15 protein-coding genes and 1 pseudogene are annotated in these 21,654 nt (G+C 71.1%); 4 read left to right on the top strand and 12 right to left on the bottom strand.

Features of this window, described 5'->3' with window-relative positions; genetic code table 11:
- Positions 1-94 precede the first annotated feature (94 nt).
- The 4 genes from ACFSKW_RS25015 to fbaA all read right to left on the bottom strand — a co-directional run bounded on the left by ACFSKW_RS25015 (position 95) and on the right by fbaA (position 8,355).
- Positions 95-1,453, bottom strand: a complete 1,359-nt coding sequence (locus ACFSKW_RS25015) for a hypothetical protein (protein WP_379574830.1) — start codon at positions 1,451-1,453, stop codon at positions 95-97.
- Positions 1,454-1,455: 2 nt separating this feature from the next.
- Positions 1,456-5,118: an outer membrane protein assembly factor BamB family protein gene (locus tag ACFSKW_RS25010; RefSeq protein WP_379575003.1), complete on the bottom strand. Its 3,663-nt coding sequence runs from the start codon at positions 5,116-5,118 to the stop codon at positions 1,456-1,458.
- 599 nt (positions 5,119-5,717) lie between these two features.
- Positions 5,718-7,079, bottom strand: a complete 1,362-nt coding sequence (locus ACFSKW_RS25005) for a WD40 repeat domain-containing protein (protein ID WP_379574829.1) — start codon at positions 7,077-7,079, stop codon at positions 5,718-5,720.
- A gap of 265 nt (positions 7,080-7,344) precedes the next feature.
- On the bottom strand, positions 7,345-8,355 hold the full coding sequence (gene fbaA, locus ACFSKW_RS25000) for a class II fructose-bisphosphate aldolase (RefSeq protein WP_379574828.1): 1,011 nt from the start codon (positions 8,353-8,355) through the stop codon (positions 7,345-7,347).
- A 117-nt stretch (positions 8,356-8,472) separates the two neighbouring features.
- Here fbaA and ACFSKW_RS24995 point away from each other — a divergent pair, with 117 nt between their 5' ends.
- Positions 8,473-9,168, top strand: coding sequence for a DedA family protein (locus tag ACFSKW_RS24995; RefSeq protein WP_379574827.1), 696 nt, complete (start codon positions 8,473-8,475; stop codon positions 9,166-9,168).
- Positions 9,169-9,211: 43 nt separating this feature from the next.
- Entirely contained in the window at positions 9,212-9,652 is a 441-nt protein-coding gene (locus ACFSKW_RS24990; RefSeq protein ID WP_379574826.1) for a hypothetical protein, read from the top strand.
- Here ACFSKW_RS24990 and ACFSKW_RS24985 read toward each other — a convergent pair.
- Positions 9,621-10,160 (bottom strand): orotate phosphoribosyltransferase, encoded by a 540-nt coding sequence (locus tag ACFSKW_RS24985; RefSeq protein ID WP_379574825.1) that lies wholly within the window; start codon positions 10,158-10,160, stop codon positions 9,621-9,623. The genes ACFSKW_RS24990 and ACFSKW_RS24985 overlap by 32 nt on opposite strands.
- 287 nt (positions 10,161-10,447) lie before the next feature.
- Here ACFSKW_RS24985 and ACFSKW_RS24980 point away from each other — a divergent pair, with 287 nt between their 5' ends.
- A complete protein-coding gene (locus ACFSKW_RS24980; RefSeq protein WP_379574824.1) occupies positions 10,448-12,928 on the top strand; it encodes a sigma factor in 2,481 nt (826 codons plus the stop codon).
- A gap of 173 nt (positions 12,929-13,101) precedes the next feature.
- Complete coding sequence (locus ACFSKW_RS24975) at positions 13,102-14,418, top strand: NYN domain-containing protein (protein WP_379575002.1); 1,317 nt, start codon at positions 13,102-13,104, stop codon at positions 14,416-14,418.
- 207 nt (positions 14,419-14,625) lie between these two features.
- On the opposite strand, the gene ACFSKW_RS24970 is transcribed toward ACFSKW_RS24975, so the two are convergent.
- From ACFSKW_RS24970 to ACFSKW_RS24940, 7 genes and pseudogenes are all read right to left on the bottom strand, one after another.
- Positions 14,626-15,900 (bottom strand): cytochrome P450, encoded by a 1,275-nt coding sequence (locus ACFSKW_RS24970; protein ID WP_379574823.1) that lies wholly within the window; start codon positions 15,898-15,900, stop codon positions 14,626-14,628.
- 10 nt (positions 15,901-15,910) lie between these two features.
- Positions 15,911-16,102, bottom strand: a complete 192-nt coding sequence (locus tag ACFSKW_RS24965) for a ferredoxin (protein ID WP_379574822.1) — start codon at positions 16,100-16,102, stop codon at positions 15,911-15,913.
- Positions 16,099-16,716 (bottom strand): TetR family transcriptional regulator, encoded by a 618-nt coding sequence (locus ACFSKW_RS24960; RefSeq protein ID WP_379574821.1) that lies wholly within the window; start codon positions 16,714-16,716, stop codon positions 16,099-16,101. The genes ACFSKW_RS24965 and ACFSKW_RS24960 overlap by 4 nt, the downstream gene beginning before the upstream one ends.
- A gap of 183 nt (positions 16,717-16,899) precedes the next feature.
- Positions 16,900-17,558, bottom strand: a pseudogene (locus tag ACFSKW_RS24955) (response regulator transcription factor).
- Entirely contained in the window at positions 17,555-17,734 is a 180-nt protein-coding gene (locus ACFSKW_RS24950) for an ATP-binding protein (protein WP_379575001.1), read from the bottom strand. The pseudogene ACFSKW_RS24955 and the gene ACFSKW_RS24950 overlap by 4 nt, the downstream one beginning before the upstream one ends.
- A 211-nt stretch (positions 17,735-17,945) precedes the next feature.
- Positions 17,946-18,578, bottom strand: a complete 633-nt coding sequence (locus tag ACFSKW_RS24945; RefSeq protein ID WP_379574820.1) for a response regulator — start codon at positions 18,576-18,578, stop codon at positions 17,946-17,948.
- Between the two features lie 3 nt (positions 18,579-18,581).
- On the bottom strand, positions 18,582-21,654 hold a 3,073-nt coding region (locus ACFSKW_RS24940; protein WP_379574819.1), incomplete at its 5' end, for a HAMP domain-containing protein.

Genomic DNA, 21,654 nt, shown 5'->3' with positions numbered 1-21,654 from the left:
CCCCGTCTCCGACGCGCCGCCCCCGCCCCGACGCGCCGCCCCCGCCCCGACGCGCCGCCCTCGGCCCGCGGGACGATCTCGGCCGGGCGGCGCGTCAGGCGCTCATCAGCGACACGGCGGCCAGGAGGGAGGCCGCCACCCCGCCGGCGACCACCAGGCAGGCCGCGACCAGCGGCAGGCGCAGGCTCCACTTCCGCAGCCAGGGCCGCGTGGTCACGCCGGCGAGAACATCCCGCCCGCGCAGGACGGCAAGGCCGACGCCCGCCAGGGTGATCGCCATCCCCGCGCCGAACGCCGCCACCATGGCGAGGGCGAAGGCCGCCCTGCCGGTGAGCAGACCGGTGAGCAGGAGGAGGAAGGCCGAGGGCGAGGGAAGCAGCCCTCCGGATGCGCCGATGGTCACGATCCCTCGCCAGGTGAGCAACGAAGCCCCGTGCCCGACCTCGTGACCGTGCCCGGACCCATGCCCGACCTCGTGACCGTGTCCGGACCCATGCCCGGACCCATGCCCGGACCCGGACCCGGACCCGTGTCCGTGGCCGTGGCCGTGTCCATGTCCGTGGCCGTGCCCATGGCCGTGATGGTCATGGGTGCGGCGGCCGCGGAGGTGGCGGTGGACGAGGCCGACGCCCACCGCCAGCACGATGAGCGCCGAGGCCAGCTGCAGCCACCGGGTCACCACACCCAGGTCCGGCGCCGCGTCCATCGCGATCCACCAGCCGACGGCCAGCACGCCCACCGACACCGTGTGCATGACCGCCACGACCACGCCCAGCCACACCGCGTCCCTGGCACGGCCGTTGCCGCCGACGAGGTACCCGGCCGTCAGCGTCTTGCCATGGCCGGGCGCGCATGCGTGCGCCGCGCCCGCCACCAGCGCCACCAGCAGCGCGAGCGGGAGTACCGCGTCCGACTCCACCAGCGACGACAGCTCCGCCGCCCAGACCGACGCGGCCCCCACCGGGGCAGGCGGATCCGAGGTTCCCGGACCGCCCGCGAGGGTGAGGACGTGGGCCGGAGCCGTCGCCGTGTGCAGGGCGCCGCCGCCTGCCGGCGTGGTGGACACCGTCCGGTAGTTCGGGTTCACATCGGTCAGCATGGTGATCGTCAGCGTCACCGCCGCGACCCGCGCCGGGCACCGGAAACGCAGGACCGCCCCGGAGGCGGCGAGGGCCTCGGCCCTCACCGCCTCCAGCGCACATGTCCTTCCGCCCTGCGCCACCCCGATGTGCGCGCCGAGATAGTCAGGGACGGGGCCGGTCCGGACGAGGGCCGCGAGGTCGTCCTCGGCCGCCGACCAGGTCACCTCGACCACGTCGCGGTCCGCCGTGACCTTCGCCACCAGCGGCGGGCCGAAGGGGTGCGCCCACCCCTGGCCCGCCGCCGCCAGCAGGACCACAGCCGCGACGCCCGCCACCGCGAGCACGCGAGCCAGGACCCGTGTCAGAAGCACGATCACTGACTGGAACCGCCGTGGCCGCGCGACTTCCTGGTGACCAGCGCGTGGATGGAGCCGTCGTCAGTCAGCGCGTAGAGCACGTTCCCGCTCACCGACAGCGCCGACGCCACACCTCCGCCCAGGTCGTGCTCGGCCAGCTTCCGCCCGTTCGCCCGGTCCAGCGCCACCACGCGCCCGTCCCAGGTCGTGGCGTACACCACGGTCTCCGTCGCCAGCGCGTGCATCGCCGGTGATCCGGGCCCGGCGCCCGCGCACCCGGCCGCGACCCGCCACTTGTCATCCATCGGGCTCTCCCCGGGCAGGTATCCCAGCGGCGTCTCCCACACCGGCTTCCCCGGCGTCGCCGAGGCGGTGTCGTAGGCCCTGACCACGCCGTCCATGCTGGCCACGTAGGCCATCGCGCCCCTGGTCGCCGGGCTGGTCACCGGCGGCGGCCCCGGCTCGCACACGGCGGCCGTACCGAGCTTGGCCTGCCACAGCACCTTGCCGCCCGCCTGCAGGTCGTGACCGCGTACGCCGGAAGTGGTCGCGGTCACCATCTGGGTGTCCGTGAACACGGGGGAGGACTGGCTGAAGAGGTCGCCGCCCGTGTCCACCGAGGACTGCTGCTTGCAGGTGGCCAGGTCCATCGCGATCAGCGACTGGCTGGAGCCCGAGTGCAGGTAGGCGGTGGTCGAGCCGGCCCGCCGTACGGCGACGCTGTGGAACTCGCCCCACGCGCCCGGCGCGCTGAACCCGCCGGGCAGGCGGGTGCCGGTCCTGGCGTCGCGGCAGCGCACGCCGTCCCACTCCTGGTAGACGGCGACAGCGCGGCCGTCGGGCAGGTCGAAGACGCTGACGGGACCGCCGGCGCGGCCGTAGCGACGCACGGTCTTCCCGGTGACCTGCTCGGCGTCGATCGTCTCCCAGACCACCTTGCCGGTCTTCGCGTCGAGGGCGTAGACCCGCCCGACTCCCGTGGTGAGGTAGACCTTGCCGTCGTGCACGGTCGGGAACGACTCGGCGTCGCCGTCCAGGTACGTGCGCCACCTCTCCGCGCCGGTCCGCGCGTCGTAGGCGAGCATCATGCTGTACGGCGAGTCGAAGGCCTGCGAGGCCACGATCACATTGCCGTCCCAGACGGCGGCCCCGTTGAGGTGGAACTGCTCACCGGTGTTGGCCGCCCAGCGCAGGTCGAGCGTGGCGCCCGGGTCGTCCTTGGCCGACGAGCGGCCCTCCTCGTCACCGCCCTGCCTGGTCCAGTCCTGGCCGGTGGACGGCCTGCCGGAGCGCGGGTCGCCGGTCACCTTGAAGGTGGTCCTGACCGTGGGCCAGGTCTTGCCCGCCGTGTCCTTGACCACCAGTTCCGCGGTGTACGTGCCGGGAAGCAGGCCCTTGATCCGCTCGCTCACCCTGGTCCACGACACGTGCGCCTGAGGGCACGGCTCCGCCGTACCGCCGGGGGGTGTGTAGCAGTTGACGATCCCCTTGGGCGAGGTGGCGCGGCCGAACGGCATCGCCTTCTCCCGCCAGACGGTCGTGCCGCGCAGGCGCAGGGTCAGCGAGGCCGTCGCGGGGGTGCGGCCGTCGTCCTCGGCGTACAGCTCCACGGGCACGCCCGACCACGCGCTGTGGACACTGTCCTGGGTGGGGCTGACCAGTGCGACGTCGTCGTCGACCTCGAACTGGCGGCGCGTGCCCGTGACGTAACCGGTGTCCTTCCCCGTGATGCCGCTGAAGTCCAGCACCTTGTAGTCGGGCCTGGCGGCGTCGATGCCGTACGTGCCCATGTTGTTGACCTCGACCGACCTGGCGAACGCGCCGCGCCTGTACTCGGCCTGCTGGTTGTGGCCCGCCGCGAACATGCGCACGTCGTACTTCGCCAGCTCGTCGACGGTCGGCTGCATCCCCGCGCCCGGACCCCAGCGGGTGAACAGCGAGCGGTGGGCGAACACCAGCACCTGCTTGCCCGTGGCGTGCCTGCGCAGGTCCTCGCGCAGCCAGGCCAGCTGCGGGACGAGGCCACGGGCGTCGTAGTTGTCCTCGAGCACCACGATGTGCCGGCCGTTGCGGTCGAAGCTGTACCACTCGGGGCCGAGGTTCCTGCGCCAGTACTCCAGGCTGCCGCCGTACCCGGTGGAGGTCGCGGTGCCGCCCACGTCGTGGTTGCCGATGACCGGATAGAACGGCATGCCGAGCGCGCCCTTGCGCAGGCCTTCTCTCAGCATGTCGTAGCCGCCCTGGCGGCGCGGCTCCTCGGCGTAGTCGGTCACGGTGAGGTCGCCCGTGGTGATCGTCAGCGTGGCGCGGTGCACCTCGGACATCGCCTCGACGTGCCCCTGCCACTGCGGGAGCGCGCTCTTCGCCTCGGCGTCGGTGCGGTTGCCCACCTCGACGTCCGAGACCATCAGCCACTTCTCTCTGGGGTCGGCCGCGTTGGTGTCCGGCACCAGCGCGAAGTCGAGGCGCTGCCCGTCCTTCACCTCGCGGAAGTAGGTGGGCACGTAGTCGTCGCGCAGCACGGGCGTGTAGCCGTCCGGTGAGACGACGTTGACCAGGTCGGTCTCCCTGCGAGCCTTGTCGACGGTCAGCGTGTAGCCGCCGTCGGCGCCGGTGGTCGCCCAGACCGCGCCGTCGGTGACGGACACGCCCGCCAGACCCTTCTCGCCCTCGTCCCTGACGCCGTCGGCGTCCTGGTCGGCGAAGACCGCGCCCTCGACGGTCACAGGCTCGGCCCCGGGCCCGGTCAGCGTGAACGTCACGGGATCGGCGAGCGGCTCGTAGCCGTCGTTGGCCAAGAAGTGCGCGCTCCACGCGCCTTCACCGAGCGCGCCGGTGGACAGGGTGACCGTCCCCGACGCGAGAGGTGCCCGCACCCAGGTACGCGAGGCGACCTGGCCCGGCTTGTCGCCGGCCGCGTAGAGCCCGACCCAGTTGAGCGCGCCTGGCTTGTCGGTGGTGTAGCTGAACGTGACCGGCTGTCCGGCCCTCGGGTTCGCCGTCGTGATCGCGAGCGTCCCGCCACCGGCGGCGCCCGCGCTCGGCGTCGCGCCTGTACTCGGCGTCGCGCTCGGTGTCGTGCTCGTGCTCGTGGCCGTGGCGGGATCGGGGGCCGGGGTCTGGTCCGCTGCCGGGATCCCGTCCGTGATCGGGGCCGTGGTTGCGGACGGGGCCGCGGACGGGGCCGCCTCGCTCGGGTCGGCGAGTGCGGCACCCGGGGCGAGCACGACCGCGGTCAGCACCGCCGCGACGGCCGCGCCGACGGTACGCCTGGGCGTCCGTGTCGCACGCGAGCCGGTACGGCGACGCCGCGACGCGGCCAGGACGCCGCCCAGGAGCGCGAGGATCACGGTGAGGGCGAGACCCGCGGCGACCAGGCCGGTCGACACCGAAGCGGCGGCGGCGTGCGCGCCGACGCCGTCGACGACGGGCAGCTCGGTCGTCACGTTCACGGTGGTGCCGTCGAACTCGGTGATGATCTCCGACAGTCCGCCGGACTTCAGCACGCCGCCGAGATCCAGCTTGTCCACCTGGCACGGCCACGCGAGCTCGATGACCACACCACCGGGAATGCCGCCCGTGTCACCGGAGATCCCCTGCGCAGTGACCGGGCACCCACCCTCGAGCAGCCCCTTCGCCCAGGCTCCCGCCTGATCCGGCTTGACCACGTCTTTGTGCACAACCAAGCGACCGCTTGTCGCGCTTGTGGTGGAGTGGACGACCAGCTCGGCGTGCTGCCGGCTCAGGTGTGCAGAGGCTGGACCAGCGGTGATTCCCAATGCAACGATCAGTGAGGCGACTAATGTGCAGAGGATTCGCCCAGCATGAAATGTGCGAAATGTCGCTATAGGCATGCGCACTAAGCTAGACAAGTTGACGGTGGGTGAACGAGAGCGAGGCGACGATGTTCACCGACCCGCCCCAAGAATTCACCCGCAGCGATCGCCGAACGTGGGCACGCGTGCCGGCCTGGCGCCGACGCGGAGGACGACGCGGCCCGCCTGAGGACGCGGCTGCTCACCGCGCCGGCGACTCAGCCCCTGTCGCAGCCGACCGAGAGGACGCGCCGGTCCCGGCCCACGCGGGCGTCATACCTCCGTGCCGGAGTCGCGGGAGAACCCGATGGTCGTCTCGCCTCCGCCCAGGCCGGCCCGGGTGATGGCCGGCCTGGTGGCCGTGGGTGTCATATCTGTGTGCCGGGGTCGCCGGGGGACCAGATGGTGGTCTTGCCTCCGCCCAGGTCGGGTGGGGGTGGCGGCCGGCGCGGTGGCCGTGGGTGTCATATCTGTGTGCCGGGATCGCGGGGGAACCAGACGGTGGTCTCGCCTCCGCCGGGGCCGAGCCGGGTCGTGACCAGCTCGGTTCCCGCGGGTGTGAAGGAGTGGAGGTCCTCAGGACGGCTCGACCACAGCACCTCGCCCTCGACGCCGGAGGTCACGGTGACGCGATCGCCTTCGTGATGGACGACGCGCATGCCCTGCCGCGGCCACAGCACGTCCGCTCGCTCGCCGGAGCTCTCGAAGTGTTCCAACTCCCCTGTCTCGAAGCGGAACAGCCCGACCGCTCCCTCGCCCCCGATCGCCAGCGTGCCCCCATCCGGCGAGAAGGCGAGCCCCCCAGCGAGCCACTGAGTGAGACTCCTGGTGGGCCGGCCGGTGGGCTCGCGCTTGTGCTCGTCCGTGGGTCCGCCAGTGAGCCCGCAGGTGAGTCGCCCGGTGAGACCCCCGGTGGGCCGGTCGGCGGGCTCGTCCGTGGGACCGCCGATGGGGTGGTCGACCAGGATCTCTCCTGACGCGACCGCCTGGACCACCAGGTTCCCGTCCTGGCCGAGGTAGGCCAGCCGTTCTCCCGTGTGGTCCAGAACCGGCGACCCGTGGACACGGGCCGCGGCGCCGAACCGGACCTCGCCGGTCTCGGACTCGACGACCACGACGCGTCCCTTCCCGGCCTCGGCGGCGACGATGTCCACGCTGACCAGCCGTCGGCTGTCTCCGCTGAACGCCACGACGACCTTCGACCCGTCACGTGGATCGAACCGCCAGAGGTCGGTGTCGTCCGCCTCGCCAGGGCCCGCCGACCACAGGAGTTCCGAATCACCGGTACGCCACACCGCCAGGCGTATGCGATCGCCCCCGGCGCGCATGCCGATCGCCACCAGGGAGCCGTCGGGGCTGAACCGCACGTCGTGGGCCGAGAGCCGGTCGTCATGGCCGGAGGCCGACATCGGTCGCCACGATCCGGCGGCGGTATCCCATAACCCGATGTCGCCGCCGCGGCGGTCACCCTCCGGCTCCGCCGCGAGGACGAGCCACCGCAGGTCGGGACTCACCGCCCCCGTCGCGACGCCGTGCTCGAGATCGGGCTCGCCCTCCGGCGGATCGACGTCGTCGTCATCGTCCGGGCCGATCCTCGGGTGCCACAGGACGTAGTGGTCGCAGAGCGCGTGCCAGGGGTGGTGCTCGCCGCGCCGTGACTCCCGCCACCAGCGTTCCGGCATCGGGCGTTTCCCGGCCCAGCCGCGCAGATCGTCTCTCAGGACCTCGAGCCGCTCGGCCGGGAGCCCTTCGGCGTGTCTGGTGATCTCCGCCCAGACCGCCTCGGTGTGGTCGCCGTCCAGCAGGATCTTCCACGGTTCAAGCATGCGTTTCCACGCCCCTGTCGGATGACGCGCCCACTCTCGAGGGTGCCGCCCAACGCTCCGGCCGAGCCGGACGGACGCCCGGGCCGAGGCGGGCCGCCAGCAGGCGCGCCCAGGGCCGCCAGGCGACGTCCGGCGTGTCCAGAGAACCAGGCGGCGTGTCCGGCGTGTCCGGGGCGCCGGGTCGGGCGTCCGTGGTGCGGGGAGCCGGCTCCCCGCACGAAGAAGCATGGGCCCTCACCCGCGGAGCGCGCGAGGGCCCGTGCGGTCAGAGCTTCGTTCCCGCCGACATGAGGTCCTGGCAGGCCTGGACGACGCGAGCCGCCATGCCCGCCTCGGCCGACTTGCCGTACGAGCGGGGGTCGTAGGCCTTCTTGTTGCCGACGTCCCCGTCGACCTTCAGCACCCCGTCGTAGTTGCGGAACATGTGGTCCGCGACCGGGCGGGTGAACGCGTACTGCGTGTCGGTGTCGATGTTCATCTTCACCACGCCGTAGGAGATCGCCTCGTGGATCTCCTCGAGGTGCGATCCGGAGCCGCCGTGGAAGACCAGGTCGAACGGCTTCTCCTTGCCGTACTTGGCGCCGACCGCGTCCTGGATCTCCTTGAGCACCGACGGGCGCAGCTTGACGTGACCGGGCTTGTAGACGCCGTGCACGTTGCCGAAGGTCGCGGCGAGCATGTAGCGGCCCCGGTCGCCGATGCCGACGGCCTCGGCGGTGGCCAGGGCGTCCTCGGCGGTCGTGTACAGCTTCTCGTTGATCTCGCCGACGACGCCGTCCTCCTCGCCGCCGACGACGCCGATCTCCATCTCCATGATGATGTTCGCGCGGTGGCACTTCTCCAGGAGTTCGCGCGCGATCGACAGGTTCTCCTCCAGCGGTACGGCGGAGCCGTCCCACATGTGGGAGTTGAAGATGGGGTCGCCGCCGCGCTGGAGCGACAGCTCGATCAGCGGCCGCATGAACCCGTCGAGCTTGTCCTTGGGACAGTGGTCGGTGTGCAGCGCCACGGTCACCGGGTAGTTCTTGGCCACCACCCTCGCGTATTCGGCGAGCGCCACCGATCCGGTGACCATGTCCTTCACCGTGGTGCCGGACAGGAACTCGGCGCCACCGGTGGACACCTGGATGATTCCGTCGCTCTCGGCCTCGGCGAATCCGCGGAGGGCCGCGTTCAAGGTCTGCGATGAGGTCACGTTGATCGCCGGGTAGGCGAACCCGCCCGCTTTGGCCCGGTCGAGCATCTCGGCGTAGACCTCTGGAGTAGCGATAGGCATGGTTCATCTCCCTGGAATGTCTTTTGGCTTCGCGGTGCCCAGTATTCCGGCTCCCTACCCGCTGGGGTAGTGACAACGCACGCCCGTCGGTGGCCGCCTGCCAGGTAGGCTCTGCCCGTGGAATCGATCCTTGACCTCGTGGACCCGCAGTGGTGGCTCACCATGCTCGGCGCCTTCGCGACGATCGGCGTGCTCGCCATCATCTTCGCGGAGACGGGTCTGCTGATCGGCTTCTTCCTGCCGGGCGACTCGCTGCTGGTGGCCGCGGGCATCTTCAGTTCCGCGGCGGCGGCCAAGGGCATCGGCATCGAGCCGCTGTCGTTCCCCGTGCTGGTCATCGGCACGCCGTTGTGCGCGGTGGCGGGGGCGCAGCTGGGGCACCTGATAGGCGCGAAGGTCGGGCGCAGGCTGTTCGACAAGCCTGATTCGCGGCTGTTCAAGCGCGAGTACGTCGAGAAGGCCGAGTACTACTTCGAGAAGTTCGGCCCCGCCAAGGCCGTGATGATCGCGCGGTTCGTGCCGATCGTCCGCACGTTCATGAACCCGGTGGCGGGCGTGCTCGAGATGCCCGCGCGCAGGTTCTTCGTCTGGAACGTCGTCGGCGGGTTCCTGTGGGTCGAGAGCATGCTGTTCATCGGCCACTTCCTGGGCAACCAGGTCGACCCCGACAAGATCGACAAGTACATCCTGCCCGGTGTCTTCCTCATCGTGCTCATCTCGGTGATCCCGATCATCATCGAGGTCGTGAAGAGCCGCAGGGCAGGCGGCCGCAAGGTTCCCGAGCCGCAGGGCAAACACCACCGCATTCCGTGATGCCACTCGGAGGGCGGCCACCCCGTTGGCTACCCTCCCCCTTGTGGGACGGCATCGATCCGATCCGATGGGGATGGCTCGCCTGGCGTTGATCGGCCTGGGGGTCGTCCTGCTGGTGGCCCTTGTCCTCGCCGGGGCCCGCGCGCTCGTGGGCACGCTGTCCGCCGCTGCCCCCACGCCGCGACCGTCCGCGACGCCGGAGGAGTCGGCCACGGCGACGGCGAAGGTGCCGACGCTCTCCATCGTGTGCACGGCCGAGGCGTGCCCTCCGGTGCTGGTACGGGTGCCGGGCGGCGACGTGCTCAACGACCGTGACCTGAGCGGCGGCGAGCGGATCTCCTTCTTCGACGCCGAGCTCGACGTCGCAGTCGAGGACGCGGGCACGGTCGAGATCACCGTGAACGGCACGCCCCGCCCGGCGGGCAAGGCGGGTCAGCGGGAGACGTTCTCCGTCACGCGTTCAGCCCCAGGTCCTGGAGGGTGAACGCGCTGAGGTACTCGATGCCCTCCTCGGCCATCTTGCCCGCCGCGCCCCGCTCGACGATGGTGGCGACGGCGACGACGTGCGCGCCCGCCTCCCGCGCCGCCGCGACGGCGGTCAGCGGCGAGCCGCCGGTGGTGGAGGTGTCCTCGACGACGAGGACCCTGCGGCCCTCGATGTCGGGGCCTTCGATCCTGCGCTGCATGCCGTGCGACTTCTGCGCCTTGCGCACCACGAAGGCGTCGAGGGTACGGCCCCGCGCCGCGGCCGCGTGCAGCATGGCCCCCGCGACCGGGTCGGCGCCGAGGGTGAGGCCGCCGACCGCGTCGTAGTCGAGGTCGGCCGTGAGGTCGAGCATGACCCTTCCGACGAGCGGTGCGGCCACCCCGTCGAGCGTGATCCGCCGCAGGTCGAGGTAGAAGTCGGCCTCCATGCCCGAGGAGAGCACGACCTTGCCGTGCACGACGGCCTTCTTGAGGATCTCGGCCAGCAGGTTCTCGCGGTCAGTCATGTCCACAAGCTTAAAGTCGCCGGCGCGTCCCGATAGCGACCGGGGAGGGCGATGACGTCGACGACGCCCTCCGGCCGCAGCCGGGCGGTGCCCTCGCGGTAGATCTCGGCCGGCCTGGTGCGCAGGTAGGCGAGGCTGACCAGGCCGGTGAGCGGGTCCTCGCAGCGCAGGTCGCCCAGCCTGCTCGACGGCCGGCGTCCACCAGTCGTCGGGCACCGCCCAGCCCGCGGCCATGCTCTCTTGGCGCCACCGGGCGCCAAGACCCCTGGATTCCTTCCGTCCATCTGATGCGCGGCGCGTCTTCAGGAAGCGCCACTCCTCCTCTCGAAGACGCCTCACAGCCAAAGACGGTCTTTGGAGTTAGTCATGACGCGGAATGCGGAATGATTCGCGTGGCAACTCCAGGTAATCGTGAGGTAACTATGAGTGTCGAATCGCCGCAAAGTGATGCGGATCTCCTTGAATCGGCTCGCGCGGGCAACGCGAGCGCGTTCGGAGAGCTCTGGACGCGTCACGTCGGCGCCGCCCGCTCTCTCGCCCGCCAGATGGTCAACGGAGACGACGTCGTCGAGGACGTGGTCGCGGAGTCCTTCACCAAGATCATCGAATTGGTGGGGCGCGGTGGAGGGCCCGAGGTGGCCTTCAGGCCGTACCTGCTGACGGTCGTGCGCCGCACGGTCTACGACAGGGACCGCGTGGAGAGCCGCCAGGTGGCCACGGGACGGATCGAGGTGTTCGACCCCGGGGTGCCCTTCATCGATCCCGCGCTCACCGGTCTGGAGAAGTCGCTGATCGCCAGGGCGTTCCTGTCACTGCCCGAGCGGTGGCGGCTCGTGCTGTGGCACACCGAGGTGGAGAACGCCAGGCCCGCCGACGTGGCCCCGCTGCTCGGCCTGTCGGCCAACGGCGTGGCCGCGCTGGCCTACCGGGCCAGGGAAGGGCTGCGCCAGGCGTACCTGCAGATGCACCTGGCGGGGGCGCCGCACCAGGCGTGCAGGCCGGTGCTCGGCAAGATGGGCGCCCACGTGCGGGGCGGGCTGGCCAGGCGCGACGGCAGGGCCGTCGACGAGCACATCGGCGAGTGCGGCGAATGCCGCGCGGTCTTCCTCGAGCTGACCGACGTCGACCAGGGCCTGCGCGTCACCGTCGGTCCCCTGTTCGTCGGCCCCTTCTACGCCGCCTACGTCGCGGGCCTTGCCAAGGCGGGCGTGACGGGAGGTGGCGGCCTGCTCTACGCGCTCGCCTGGATCAGGCGGGCGCCCAAGAGCCGGCAGGTGGCGCTGGCGGGCGGCGTCACGGTGGCGGTCGCGACGGCCGCCGTGCTGATGCCGGCCTCCGACGACAAACCCCTGCCACCGCCCCGGGCGCTCCCGACGGTCGTCCCGCAACATCCGCTCGTGCGGCCCGACCCCGAGCCCTCGCGGACGGGGGCGAGACCCAGCCCCCGGCTGGTGCCGCCGCCCGTGGAGGCGGCCGTCCCCTCCGATCGGCAGGGCGCCTCCAGGCTCCGCGCCTCGATCCAGCCGCTCGGCGCCCTGGTCAAGTCCGAGCCAGGCATCGTCGCGGTACGGCTGCGCAACAACGGGAAGGCGGCGAGCGAGGAGCTCGTCGCGCTGGTCGACCTGCCGGAGGGTGTCACGCTGGTCCCGGCCGGGGCCCGAGGCAACGCGGCCGGCACGGTCGACCCCGTCGGCACGGTCGACGGCTGGTCGTGCGAGCCGCAGGGCGGCGGGGCCAGGTGCGTCAGGGGCCCGCTGGCCGCGGGCAGGGCGACGGCCGTCTTCCTGCGCGTCGAGGTGGCCGCCCACGCACCTGAGGGAGGGGGCCCCGCCGTACGGATCTCGTCCGGCGAGGTCAGCGTCTCCGCGAGCGCCAGCGCGGGGGTGCGCGCCGAGGGGGCGCCCGCGCGGTTCGCCACCGACGGCAAGGTCGTCGTCAGGGCGGTCGGCAACACGCTGCTGACCTGCCCTGACGAGCGCGAGGGCTGCGGAGAGACGCGGCAGCGGAGGGAACGTGGCAGGCGCGACAACGACCTGTGGCCGATGGTGGCCCTCGACGCCGACGGCGTGGCGTCGACGAAGTCCTCCAGCGGCGCCCGCCTGGAGATGCCCGACGGAGGCCAGGTCGTCTGGGCGGGGCTCTACTGGTCGGGCAGCGTGAAACAGGCGGGCCCGATCAAGTTCAGGGCGGCGGGGGCCAGGCGCTACCGGACGGTCCTTCCTGACGAGGTCACGGAGAGGGAACTGCCCACGGGGCCCGGCTACCAGGCCTTCGCCGACGTGACGGACCTGGTCAGCGACACCCCGCGCACGGGGGCGTGGTGGGCCGCCGACGCGCCGATGCGGGAGGGGGTCTCCGAGCACGCCGGATGGAGCCTGGTGGTGATCGCGACCGATCCGGGCAGGCCGTACAGCCAGGCGGTGGTCCTGGACGCGGCCACGGTCGTCGGCGCCGAGGAACCGCTCCTCGAACTGCCACTGAGCGGGCTGATCCCCGCGGCGAGCCCCGCCGACATCGAGCTGGTGACCTGGGAGGGCGACGCCGACCTCCGGGGAGACCGGGTGTCGGCGGGCGTCTCCGAGAGCGGCGACCACGATGCGGGCAACGTCTTCGACAGCTCCTCCAACGGCGCGACGGGGATGACATTCGGCGTCGATGTCGACTCGTTCAGGGCCACGCTGGCGGACCGTCCTACGCTGAAGATCTCCACGAAACGCGATGTCGTGCTCTTCGGCGTGGCGGCCGTGAGCGTACCGGCGCGGTCGTGACCGAGAACAGGACAAACTGGTACGGTCTGCGTGAATCCGCTGGCGTCCCGCCGATTCGCCGGGATTCACCCTCCAACGATCAGATGCTTCATTACCCTGAGAGAGGGCCGCCGAGTCCGGCTCTGGCGGTGCAGAGCCGGTAGGGGTCGGGCCTGGAGAAAGGGGCGGTGTCAGTGGATCGCTGCGCGCTGTTCGTCGACGCTGGCTATCTGCTGGCCGACGGCGCGATGGCCGTGCATGGGACCCGCCATCGCGAAGCCGTCTCGTGGGACTATCCGGGCCTCCTGCAACTGATGACCAACCTGTCGCGCGAGCGCACCGGATTGCCGCTGCTGCGCTGCTACTGGTACGAAGCGACCGTCGAGGGCAGGCGCACGCCGGAGCACGACGTGCTCGCCGACATCCCGGGGCTGAAGCTCCGCCTGTCGCGCATCAGGCCTGGCCGCCGTGAGGGCGTCGACGCACAGGTGCACCGCGACCTGATGACGCTCGCCCGCAACAGCGCGATCTGCGACGCGGTCGTGGTCAGCGGCGACGAGGACCTCACCCAGGTGGTCTGTGACGCCCAGGATCTCGGCATCCGCGTCACCGTCGTCCACATCACCGCCGACGGCGGCTGGGCGGTGTCGCGGTCGCTGCGCCAGGAGAGCGACGACCTCATCGAGATCGGCGGCGGCCACCTGCGTCCCTACGTCAACCTCGTCTCGGGCTTCACCGAGGCGTCCAACGGCGTCCAGCCCGTCAGCAACGGCCAGGCCTCCCACGCGCTGCCGCCGACCCCCGCCCCCTCACCTCTGTCCCCGTCGCCGCTGCTCCAGCCGTCCGCGCCGTCCGTGCCATCCGTGCCGCCTGTGCAGTCCGGCAGTCACGCCTCCCACCTGGCGAACGCTCCCACGCAGAGCCAGCCGCTGCCGCCCGTCACCCCCGCCGCCACGCCCGCTCCCAGCCGGGCGCAGACGCCCCCGCAGCCCGCACTGTCCGCCTATCCCAGCTACCAGCCGGAGCCGCAGTCCGCGCCGCAGGCACCGCCGCTCGCGCCGCCCCCGCAGCCCGCCCCTCCGCAGCCGCAGCCCGCGCCGGCCGCGCCGACCGTCTCGCACAGCCCGACGGGGCCGACGCAGAGCACCAGCCAGTTCCCCTCGCCCGCCGGCGGCGGCACCTACCAGCCCACACAGCTCGGCCCCTACACGGGCCCGCAGCCCGCGCCCGTCGCCCCCGCCCCCGCGACCGCCACCGGCGCGGCGACCACGCTGGCCGACGCGGTGAAGGCGGCGCACAAGGAAGGGCACGACTTCGGCGAGTCGGTCGCCCGCGACGCGCCCGCGCTGTGGCTGGAGGCGGTGCTGGCTCGCAAACCGCGCATGCCGTCCGACCTGGAGGCGCGCCTGCTGCAGGGATCCTCGCTACCGATCGACTTCCTGCTGCACGACGAGGTACGGCACGCGCTGCGACGCGGCTTCTGGGACGCGCTGGAGCGCGCCCGCCGCTAGAGGACCTGTATCGAAGCCCGCTGCGTGCGAGCCCGGACTGCCGGGGCGGGGCCGGTCTGGATCGACAAGCGGCCGGGACGGCCGTCGTCGTTCAGCAGGCGCCAGTTGATCGACGGGATCCACTGGCGAGTGCGGAACGGCGCCTGGCCAGCGGTTCTCCAGACCCGCCAGAAGGACGAGGCGGTGCTCGCCGGGCCCTCGGCACGGTCAGCCGACGCGGAGCGGGAGCGTGCGCGGTCCCCGGACCTGGCCTGTGGACCAGGTCACGGCCGCCGGATCCTCGAGGCTGAACGCCGGGACCCGTTCCAGCCAGACCTCCAGGGCGACCCGGAGCTCCATGCGGGCGAGGTGCGAACCGACGCAACGGTGGATGCCGAGGCCGAACGCGGCGTGCCGGTTGACCTCCCGGTCGATGACGACCTCGTCAGCCAGGTCGAACTGCGCGGGGTCACGATTGGCGGCGGGGAACGACAGCAGGATCCAGTCGTCGGCCTTCATGTCGACCCCGCGCCAGTGCATGTCGTCCCTGACCAGCCGCGCCATCGTGACCGGCGCGTAGGCCCGCAGGAGCTCCTCCATCGCGGTAGGCAGCAGGCCGGGCTCGGCCACCAGGCGCTCGCGGTCGGACGGCGTCCTGGCCAGGTGCCACAGCGAGGCGCCGATCGCGCTCCATGTCGTGTCGATTCCGGCGATGAGCAGCAGGGACATCGTGCCCGCCACGTGCGACGGCTCCAGCTTCCTGCCGTACAGCTCGGCGTTGATCAGGTAGGTGGTGAGGTCGTCGCGCGGGTGGTCGACGTGGTCCCTGATCTGCGCGAGCAGGTAGGTGAACAGCTTCTCCACCCGCGTGACGCGCTCCTCCGGCGGCAGGTCGACGCCTTCGAGCGCGTTCTCGACGAACTCGCGGAACTGCGGCCCGTCCTCGGGCGGGAAGCCGAGCATGTCGGCGATGACGCGCATCGGGATGTGCTGGGCGTAGTCGCGGGCGGCGTCGACGACGTCCTGCCCCTCCAGCGCGTCGATGAGCGAGTGGCAGAACGCCCGCGTCGCCCGCTCCCGCGTGGCGACCGCCGTCTTGGTGAAGACCGGAAGGAGCAGCTTGCGCGCGTCGTGGTGGAACGGCGGATCGGAGGAGATCGGTGGCACCGCGCCCACCGGTGCCAGCTCGCGCGGCGGCCGGACGTTGCTCACGATGATCGAACGGGAGGAGAAGCGCTCGGTGTCGTAGGCGATGGCCGCGACGTCCTCGTAGCGGGTCGGCAGCCATCCACCGCCGAACCGCTCGGTGTGGGCGATCGGACAGCGCTGCCGCAGATCGTCCTGGATGGGGTACGGGTCGGCCGCCCACTCGGGCTCGGCGTGGGAGAAGTCGGTCGCCCAGTCCAAGACCGGGCCGGTGATGACCTCGCTGCGCGCGCCGAGGGAGCGGTCGCGGAGCCCGTCCTCGAACCCCTGCTCGTTGAAGCGGTCGTCGACGGTCATGTCACGGCTCCTAGAGGATCTCGATGGCTCTCTCAGGACAGTTGGACACGGCCAGCCGCGCCGGCTGCTCCTCGCCCGGGGGCACGACGCCGTCGCCGACGACCTTGCCGTAGCCCTCCTCGTCCTCGCCGAACAGACTGGGCGCGAGGTCGTAGCAGCGGCCGTGCCCCTGGCATCGTCCGGGATCGATCTTCACTTTCATTGCGGTGCTCCCCTCTGTGCTGTGGTGTCGGCAGGGGCGAGGGCGGCCACGACGCGGGTGAGCAACGCGGTCCACTCCTCGTCGTCGACCGCGTGCAGGTCGGGCGGGACGAGGGCGCTGCCTATCGCGAGCAGGAGGCAGAAGTGGGCGAGCGCGTTCGGTGACAGCGCGGGGTCGAGTTCGCCACCGGTCTGGGCGACGTGGACGAGTCCCGAGAGCCAGTCGGCGCGTTCGCCGACGTAGTCGCGCATCGGCAGGGCGACGTCCTCGTCGCGACGGGCCGCCACCAGCGCTTCGACGATGAGGTAGCCGTGGGCGTCGCGGCGGCGGGGGAGCCGGCGGCCGATGACGAGGAGCAGGTCGGTGATGGACCGGTCGGGATCGGCGGCGAGCAGGTCGGCGAGCAGCCGCGGGCCGTGCGCGCGCAGCGCGGCCACGAGCAGCTCGGCCTTGGAACCGAAGTGTGCGTACAGCGCGCCGTTGCTCACCCCCGCGGCCGCGGCGATGTCGGCCACCCGCGTGCCGTCGTACCCGCGCTGGGCGAAGACGTCGGCGGCCGCGTGCAACAACCGCTCGCGCGTTTCGGCGGCCGTAACGCCCGCGATACGCCCCATAAACGAATTAAAAATTCGTTCATTTGATTCGTCAAGAGCGGAGGTAGGTGTGGTGCTGCAGCGGGCATCGAGCCACCCTCCATGAACCGCGGCCGAGATGACCTCGGTTGGCCGATGCGCGCTTCTGCCGAGATCCGTGCGTCGGCCGGTCCGGTTCGCCCAGGTACCGCCGCAGGTCGTTGATCAAGTGATCCGGTAGCCGACTCCTCGAGCCGTCGCAATGAGCGGCGGGTCGCCGAGCTTGCGCCGCAGCCTGCCCACCGTGACCGTCACGGTGTTGGTGAAACTGTCGGCGTTTTCGTCCCATACCTGCTCGAGCAGGGTTTCGGTGCTCAGGAAGCCCGGGCTTGCCCGCAGCAGCGCCTCGAGCACGGCGAACTCCTTCACTGAGAGGTCAAGTTGCCGCCCGTCGCGAACGGCGGTGCGGCGTACCGGGTCCAGCGCGATCCCGGCCACGTGCAGCATGCGGGGTCGCGCGTCCGGTTTGCGGCGGGCACAGCGCCTGGATGCGCAGGATCAGCTCCGGGAAGTGGAAGGGCTTGGCAAGATAGTCGTCCGCGCCCAGGGTCAACCCGCTGACCCGGTCGCCGGGCGCACTGGCCGCAGTCAGCATCAGCACCATCGGCCGGTCCGCCCGGTCGGTAATCATCTGGCACAGGGTGTCGCCGTGCAGGCTGGGGGAGGTCCCGGTCCAGGAGCACCACGTCATACGCGGTGAGGTCCAGCTTGGCGACGGCGGTGAGCCCGTCGTAGGCCAGGTCAACGGCCATCCCCTGGTCGCGTAGCCCTTCGGCGACGACCTCGGCGAGGGCGTCGTCGTCTTCGACCACCAAGATCCTCACGCCCTCACCGGCACCTTCGCGGCCGGAAGGGCGATCGACACGCGTAGGCCGCCCTCCGGCCGGGCAAGCAGGGCGAGCCGGCCGCCGTGGGCGGCGGCCACGGCCGCCACAATCGACAGGCCAAGCCCCGAGGAGCCGGTACGTTCGCCGCCGAGCCGCTCGAAGGGCTGCGCCAGCCGGACTTTCGACGCCCGTCGAAGTGATGGTGCCCAGATCGGGCGCAGGTCCTGCTGTCACCTTCGCTGCGTCCGGACAGTGACCGCCGGCCATGGACCTGAGCGATCAGAGAAGCAGCATGGTGGTACGCGGTCGCGGCAGGTCGGCGAGCTGCCCGGGGGCTCCCCCAAGAGGTCGGGGGAGCCGGACGCGCCGAGGGGGCCTCGGCGGTCAGCCCAGCGCGTCGAAGCCGGCCCGGAGGTGGGACACGCGGTCGGACAGGTCCGACAGGGGTGCGGCGAGCGAGGGGTCGGCCGACTTCTTGGCCAGTTCGCGCACCCGGTCGAGCTCGTCCTCCACGGCCGTCAGCCGCCGCGACAGCTCCGGCAGCACGGCCGCCTGGGCCGTGCTGCTGCCCGGCGGCAGCTCGCCCGCCAGCCGTTCCCGCAGGAGCGAGGCCTGCTCGGTCAGCCGCTTGTGCATGTTGTAGAGCTCGACGAACACCGACACCTTCGCCCTGAGCACCCACGGGTCGAACGGTTTGGTGAGGTAGTCGACGGCGCCCGCGGCATAACCGCGGAAGGCGTAGTCGGGGGCGCTGTCCACGACGGTCAGGAAGATGATCGGGATGTTGCGGGTGCGCTCCCGCCGCTTGATGTGGGCGGCGGTCTCGAACCCATCCATGCCGGGCATCCGCACATCGAGCAGGATCAGCGCGAATTCGGTGCCCAGCAGCGCCTTGAGCGCCTCCTCGCCCGACTTGGCGCGCACCGGCGTCAGGTCGAGCGAGCTGAGGATCGCCTCCAGGGCGATGAGGTTCTCCTCACGGTCGTCGACCAGGAGGATCTTGGCTCGGTCTGCCATGTGTTACGCCTCTTCCGCCGAGTCGGACACCCGCCCGCGGCTGAGCCAGCCACGCAGCCGTTCGAGCAGCTGGTCGACGTCGACCGGCTTGGGCACGTAGTCCGAGGCGCCTGAGGCGATGCTCTTCTCCCGGTCGCCCCGCATGACCTTGGCGGTCAGCGCGATGATCGGCAGATCGGCGAACTGCGGCATGCGGCGGATGGCCGACGTCGTGGCCCAACCGTCCATCTCCGGCATCATGATGTCCATGAGGACGAGGGCCACGTCCTCGTTGCGTTCGAGTTGCTCGATGCCCTCGCGCCCGTTCTCCGCGTAGACGACCGTGGAGCCGTGCCGCTCCAGCACGCTGGTCAACGCGAACACGTTGCGGATGTCGTCGTCGACGATGAGGATCTTGGCGCCGTTGAGCGGGTCGTCGCCCTGCCACTGGTTCCCGTTGGACGACTGGACCACCTCGGGCAGCGGCAGGTCGAGCGGCATGGGCGGCTCGGGCACGACCATCGGGCTCTGCTGCTCGACCTGCATGGTCAGCACCTGCCTGCGGGCGGCCCCTCCGTCACGGGCGACCAGCGGGCCCGCGTAGTCGGTCGGCATGTAGAGGGTGAACGTGCTGCCCGAGCCCAGCTCGCTGTCGACGTGGATCTCGCCGCCGAGGAGCCTGGCGATCTCGCGGCAGATCGACAGGCCGAGGCCCGTGCCGCCGTACTTGCGGCTGGTGGTGCCGTCGGCCTGGCGGAACGCCTCGAAGATGATCTCCAGTTTGTCGGGCGCGATGCCGATGCCGGTGTCGACCACCTGGAAGGCGATCAGGTCGTTGGCCGAGCGCAGCGTGTCGTCGTCGTAGTCGACCTCGTGCGGGGCGGGCACGACGCGCAGCCGTACCTCGCCCTTCGGGGTGAACTTGACCGCGTTGGACAGTAGGTTGCGCAGCACCTGCTGCAGGCGTTGCTCGTCGGTGCGCAGCTCTTGCGGCACCCGGGGATCGACCTCGATGATGAACGCGAGGCCCTTGTCCTGGGCGAGCGGGGCGAAGGCGGCCTCGACGTAGTCGACCAGCTTGGGCAGCGACAGCTGGGCGGGATGGATGTCCATGCGCCCCGCCTCGACCTTGGACAGGTCGAGCATGTCGTTGATCAGCTGCAGCAGCGCCGAGCCCGCGCCGTGGATCGTGCGGGCGAACTCGACCTGCTGGGAGGTGAGGTTGCCCTCGGCGTTCTCGGTCAGCAGCTTGGCCAGCACGAGCAGGCTGTTGAGCGGGGTGCGCAGCTCGTGCGACATGTTCGCGAGGAACTCGGACTTGTAGCGCGAGGAGACGGCGAGCTGCTCGGCGCGCTCCTCCAGCGTCCGGCGGGCCTGCTCGATCTGGAAGTTCTGGATCTCGATGGCGCGGTTCTGCTTGGCCAGCAGCCCCGCCTTCTCCTCCAGCTCGGAGTTGGACCGGCGCAGCTCCTCCTGCTGGCGCTGGAGCTCGTCCGAGCGTTCCTGCAGCTCGCGGGTCAGGCGCTGCGACTCCTTCAGCAGGTCCTCGGTGCGGGAGTTGGCGATGATGGTGTTCATCGTCACACCGATGGTCTCGACGAGCTGGGTCAGGAAGTCGAGGTGCACCTCGCCGAACTTGGTGAAGGAGGCCAGCTCCAGCACGCCGAGCACGCGGCTCTCGAACAGGATCGGCAGCACCACGATCTGGGCGGGGGTGGACTGACTGAGCCCGCTGTCGATGGTGATGAACCCGGCGGGCACGTCGTCGAGGACGATCGGCCTGCCCTCGATCGCGGCCTGGCCGACGATGCCCTCTCCCGAGGCGAAGCGCTGGCGCGGCGAGCGGTCGGGCCGTACGCCGTAGCCGCCGATGAGGATGAGGTCGTGCTCCTCGCCGCTGGTGTCGACGCCGTAGAAGGCGCCGTAGCGGGCGGAGACGAGCGGCGTCAGCTCGCTCATGATCAGCTTGGCGACCTCCATGAGGTCGCGGTGGCCCTGCATGAGGCGCGAGATGCGGGCCAGGTTGGACTTCAGCCAGTCCTGCTCCTGGTTGGCCTGCGTGGTCTCGCGCAGGTTGGCCACCATGAAGTTGACGTTGTCCTTGAGCTCTGCCAGCTCGCCCTGCGCCTCCACGGCGATCGACCGGGTCAGGTCGCCCTGTGCGACGGCGCTCGTCACGGTGGCGATGGCGCGGACCTGCGTGGTGAGGTTGCCGGCCAGCTCGTTGACGCTCTCGGTCAGGCGCTTCCACGTGCCTTCGAGGCCTTCGACCCGCGCCTGGCCGCCGAGCTGTCCTTGGGTGCCGACCTCGCGGGCGACGCGGGTGACCTCGTCGGCGAAGGAGGACAGCTGGTCGACCATCTTGTTGATGGTGGTCTTCAGCGCCAGGATCTCGCCCTGGGCGTCGACGTCGATCTTGCGGGTCAGGTCGCCGTTGGCGACGGACGTCGTGACCTCGGCGATGTTGCGCACCTGGTAGGTCAGGTTGTTGGCCATGAAGTTGACGTTGTCGGTGAGGTCCTTCCAGACGCCCGACACGCCCTGCACCCTGGCCTGGCCGCCGAGCTGTCCTTCGGTGCCGACCTCGCGGGCGACGCGGGTGACCTCGTCGGCGAACGAGGACAGCTGGTCCACCATCGTGTTGAGGGTGTCCTTGAGCTGGAGGATCTCGCCCTGGGCGTCGACGGTGATCTTCTTGGTGAGGTTGCCCTGGGCGACGGCGGTGGAGACGGCGGCGATCTGGCGCACCTGGTTGGTCAGGTTGTTGGCCATGAAGTTGACGTTGTCCGTGAGGTCCTTCCACACTCCCGACACGCCGCGCACCTGGGCCTGGCCGCCGAGCTGTCCCTCGGTGCCGACCTCGCGGGCGACACGGGTGACCTCGGAGGCGAAGGACGACAGCTGGTCCACCATCGTGTTCATCGTCGACTTGAGCTCGAGGATCTCGCCCTGGGCGTCGACGTCGATCTTGCGGGTGAGGTCGCCGTTGGCGACGGCGGTGGTGACCTGGGCGATGTTGCGCACCTGGTAGGTCAGGTTGTTGGCCATCGAGTTGACGTTGTCGGTGAGGTCCTTCCAGACGCCCGACACGCCCTTC

The organism is Nonomuraea mangrovi, from assembly GCF_042681425.1.
GTDB lineage: Bacteria > Actinomycetota > Actinomycetes > Streptosporangiales > Streptosporangiaceae > Nonomuraea > Nonomuraea mangrovi.
Note: the sequence above shows the minus strand (reverse complement) of the source record. Positions and strands in the feature narration are given on the sequence as shown.

Coding starts and splice junctions, on each gene's coding strand:
- ACFSKW_RS24970 (WP_379574823.1), bottom strand. CDS start 15,900: ATGACCGTCGACGACCGCTTCAACGAGCAGGGGTTCGAGGACGGGCTC.
- ACFSKW_RS24965 (WP_379574822.1), bottom strand. CDS start 16,102: ATGAAAGTGAAGATCGATCCCGGACGATGCCAGGGGCACGGCCGCTGC.
- ACFSKW_RS24945 (WP_379574820.1), bottom strand. CDS start 18,578: ATGGCAGACCGAGCCAAGATCCTCCTGGTCGACGACCGTGAGGAGAAC.
- fbaA (WP_379574828.1), bottom strand. CDS start 8,355: ATGCCTATCGCTACTCCAGAGGTCTACGCCGAGATGCTCGACCGGGCC.
- ACFSKW_RS24985 (WP_379574825.1), bottom strand. CDS start 10,160: ATGACTGACCGCGAGAACCTGCTGGCCGAGATCCTCAAGAAGGCCGTC.
- ACFSKW_RS24980 (WP_379574824.1), top strand. CDS start 10,448: ATGCGCGGCGCGTCTTCAGGAAGCGCCACTCCTCCTCTCGAAGACGCC.
- ACFSKW_RS24960 (WP_379574821.1), bottom strand. CDS start 16,716: ATGGGGCGTATCGCGGGCGTTACGGCCGCCGAAACGCGCGAGCGGTTG.
- ACFSKW_RS25005 (WP_379574829.1), bottom strand. CDS start 7,079: ATGCTTGAACCGTGGAAGATCCTGCTGGACGGCGACCACACCGAGGCG.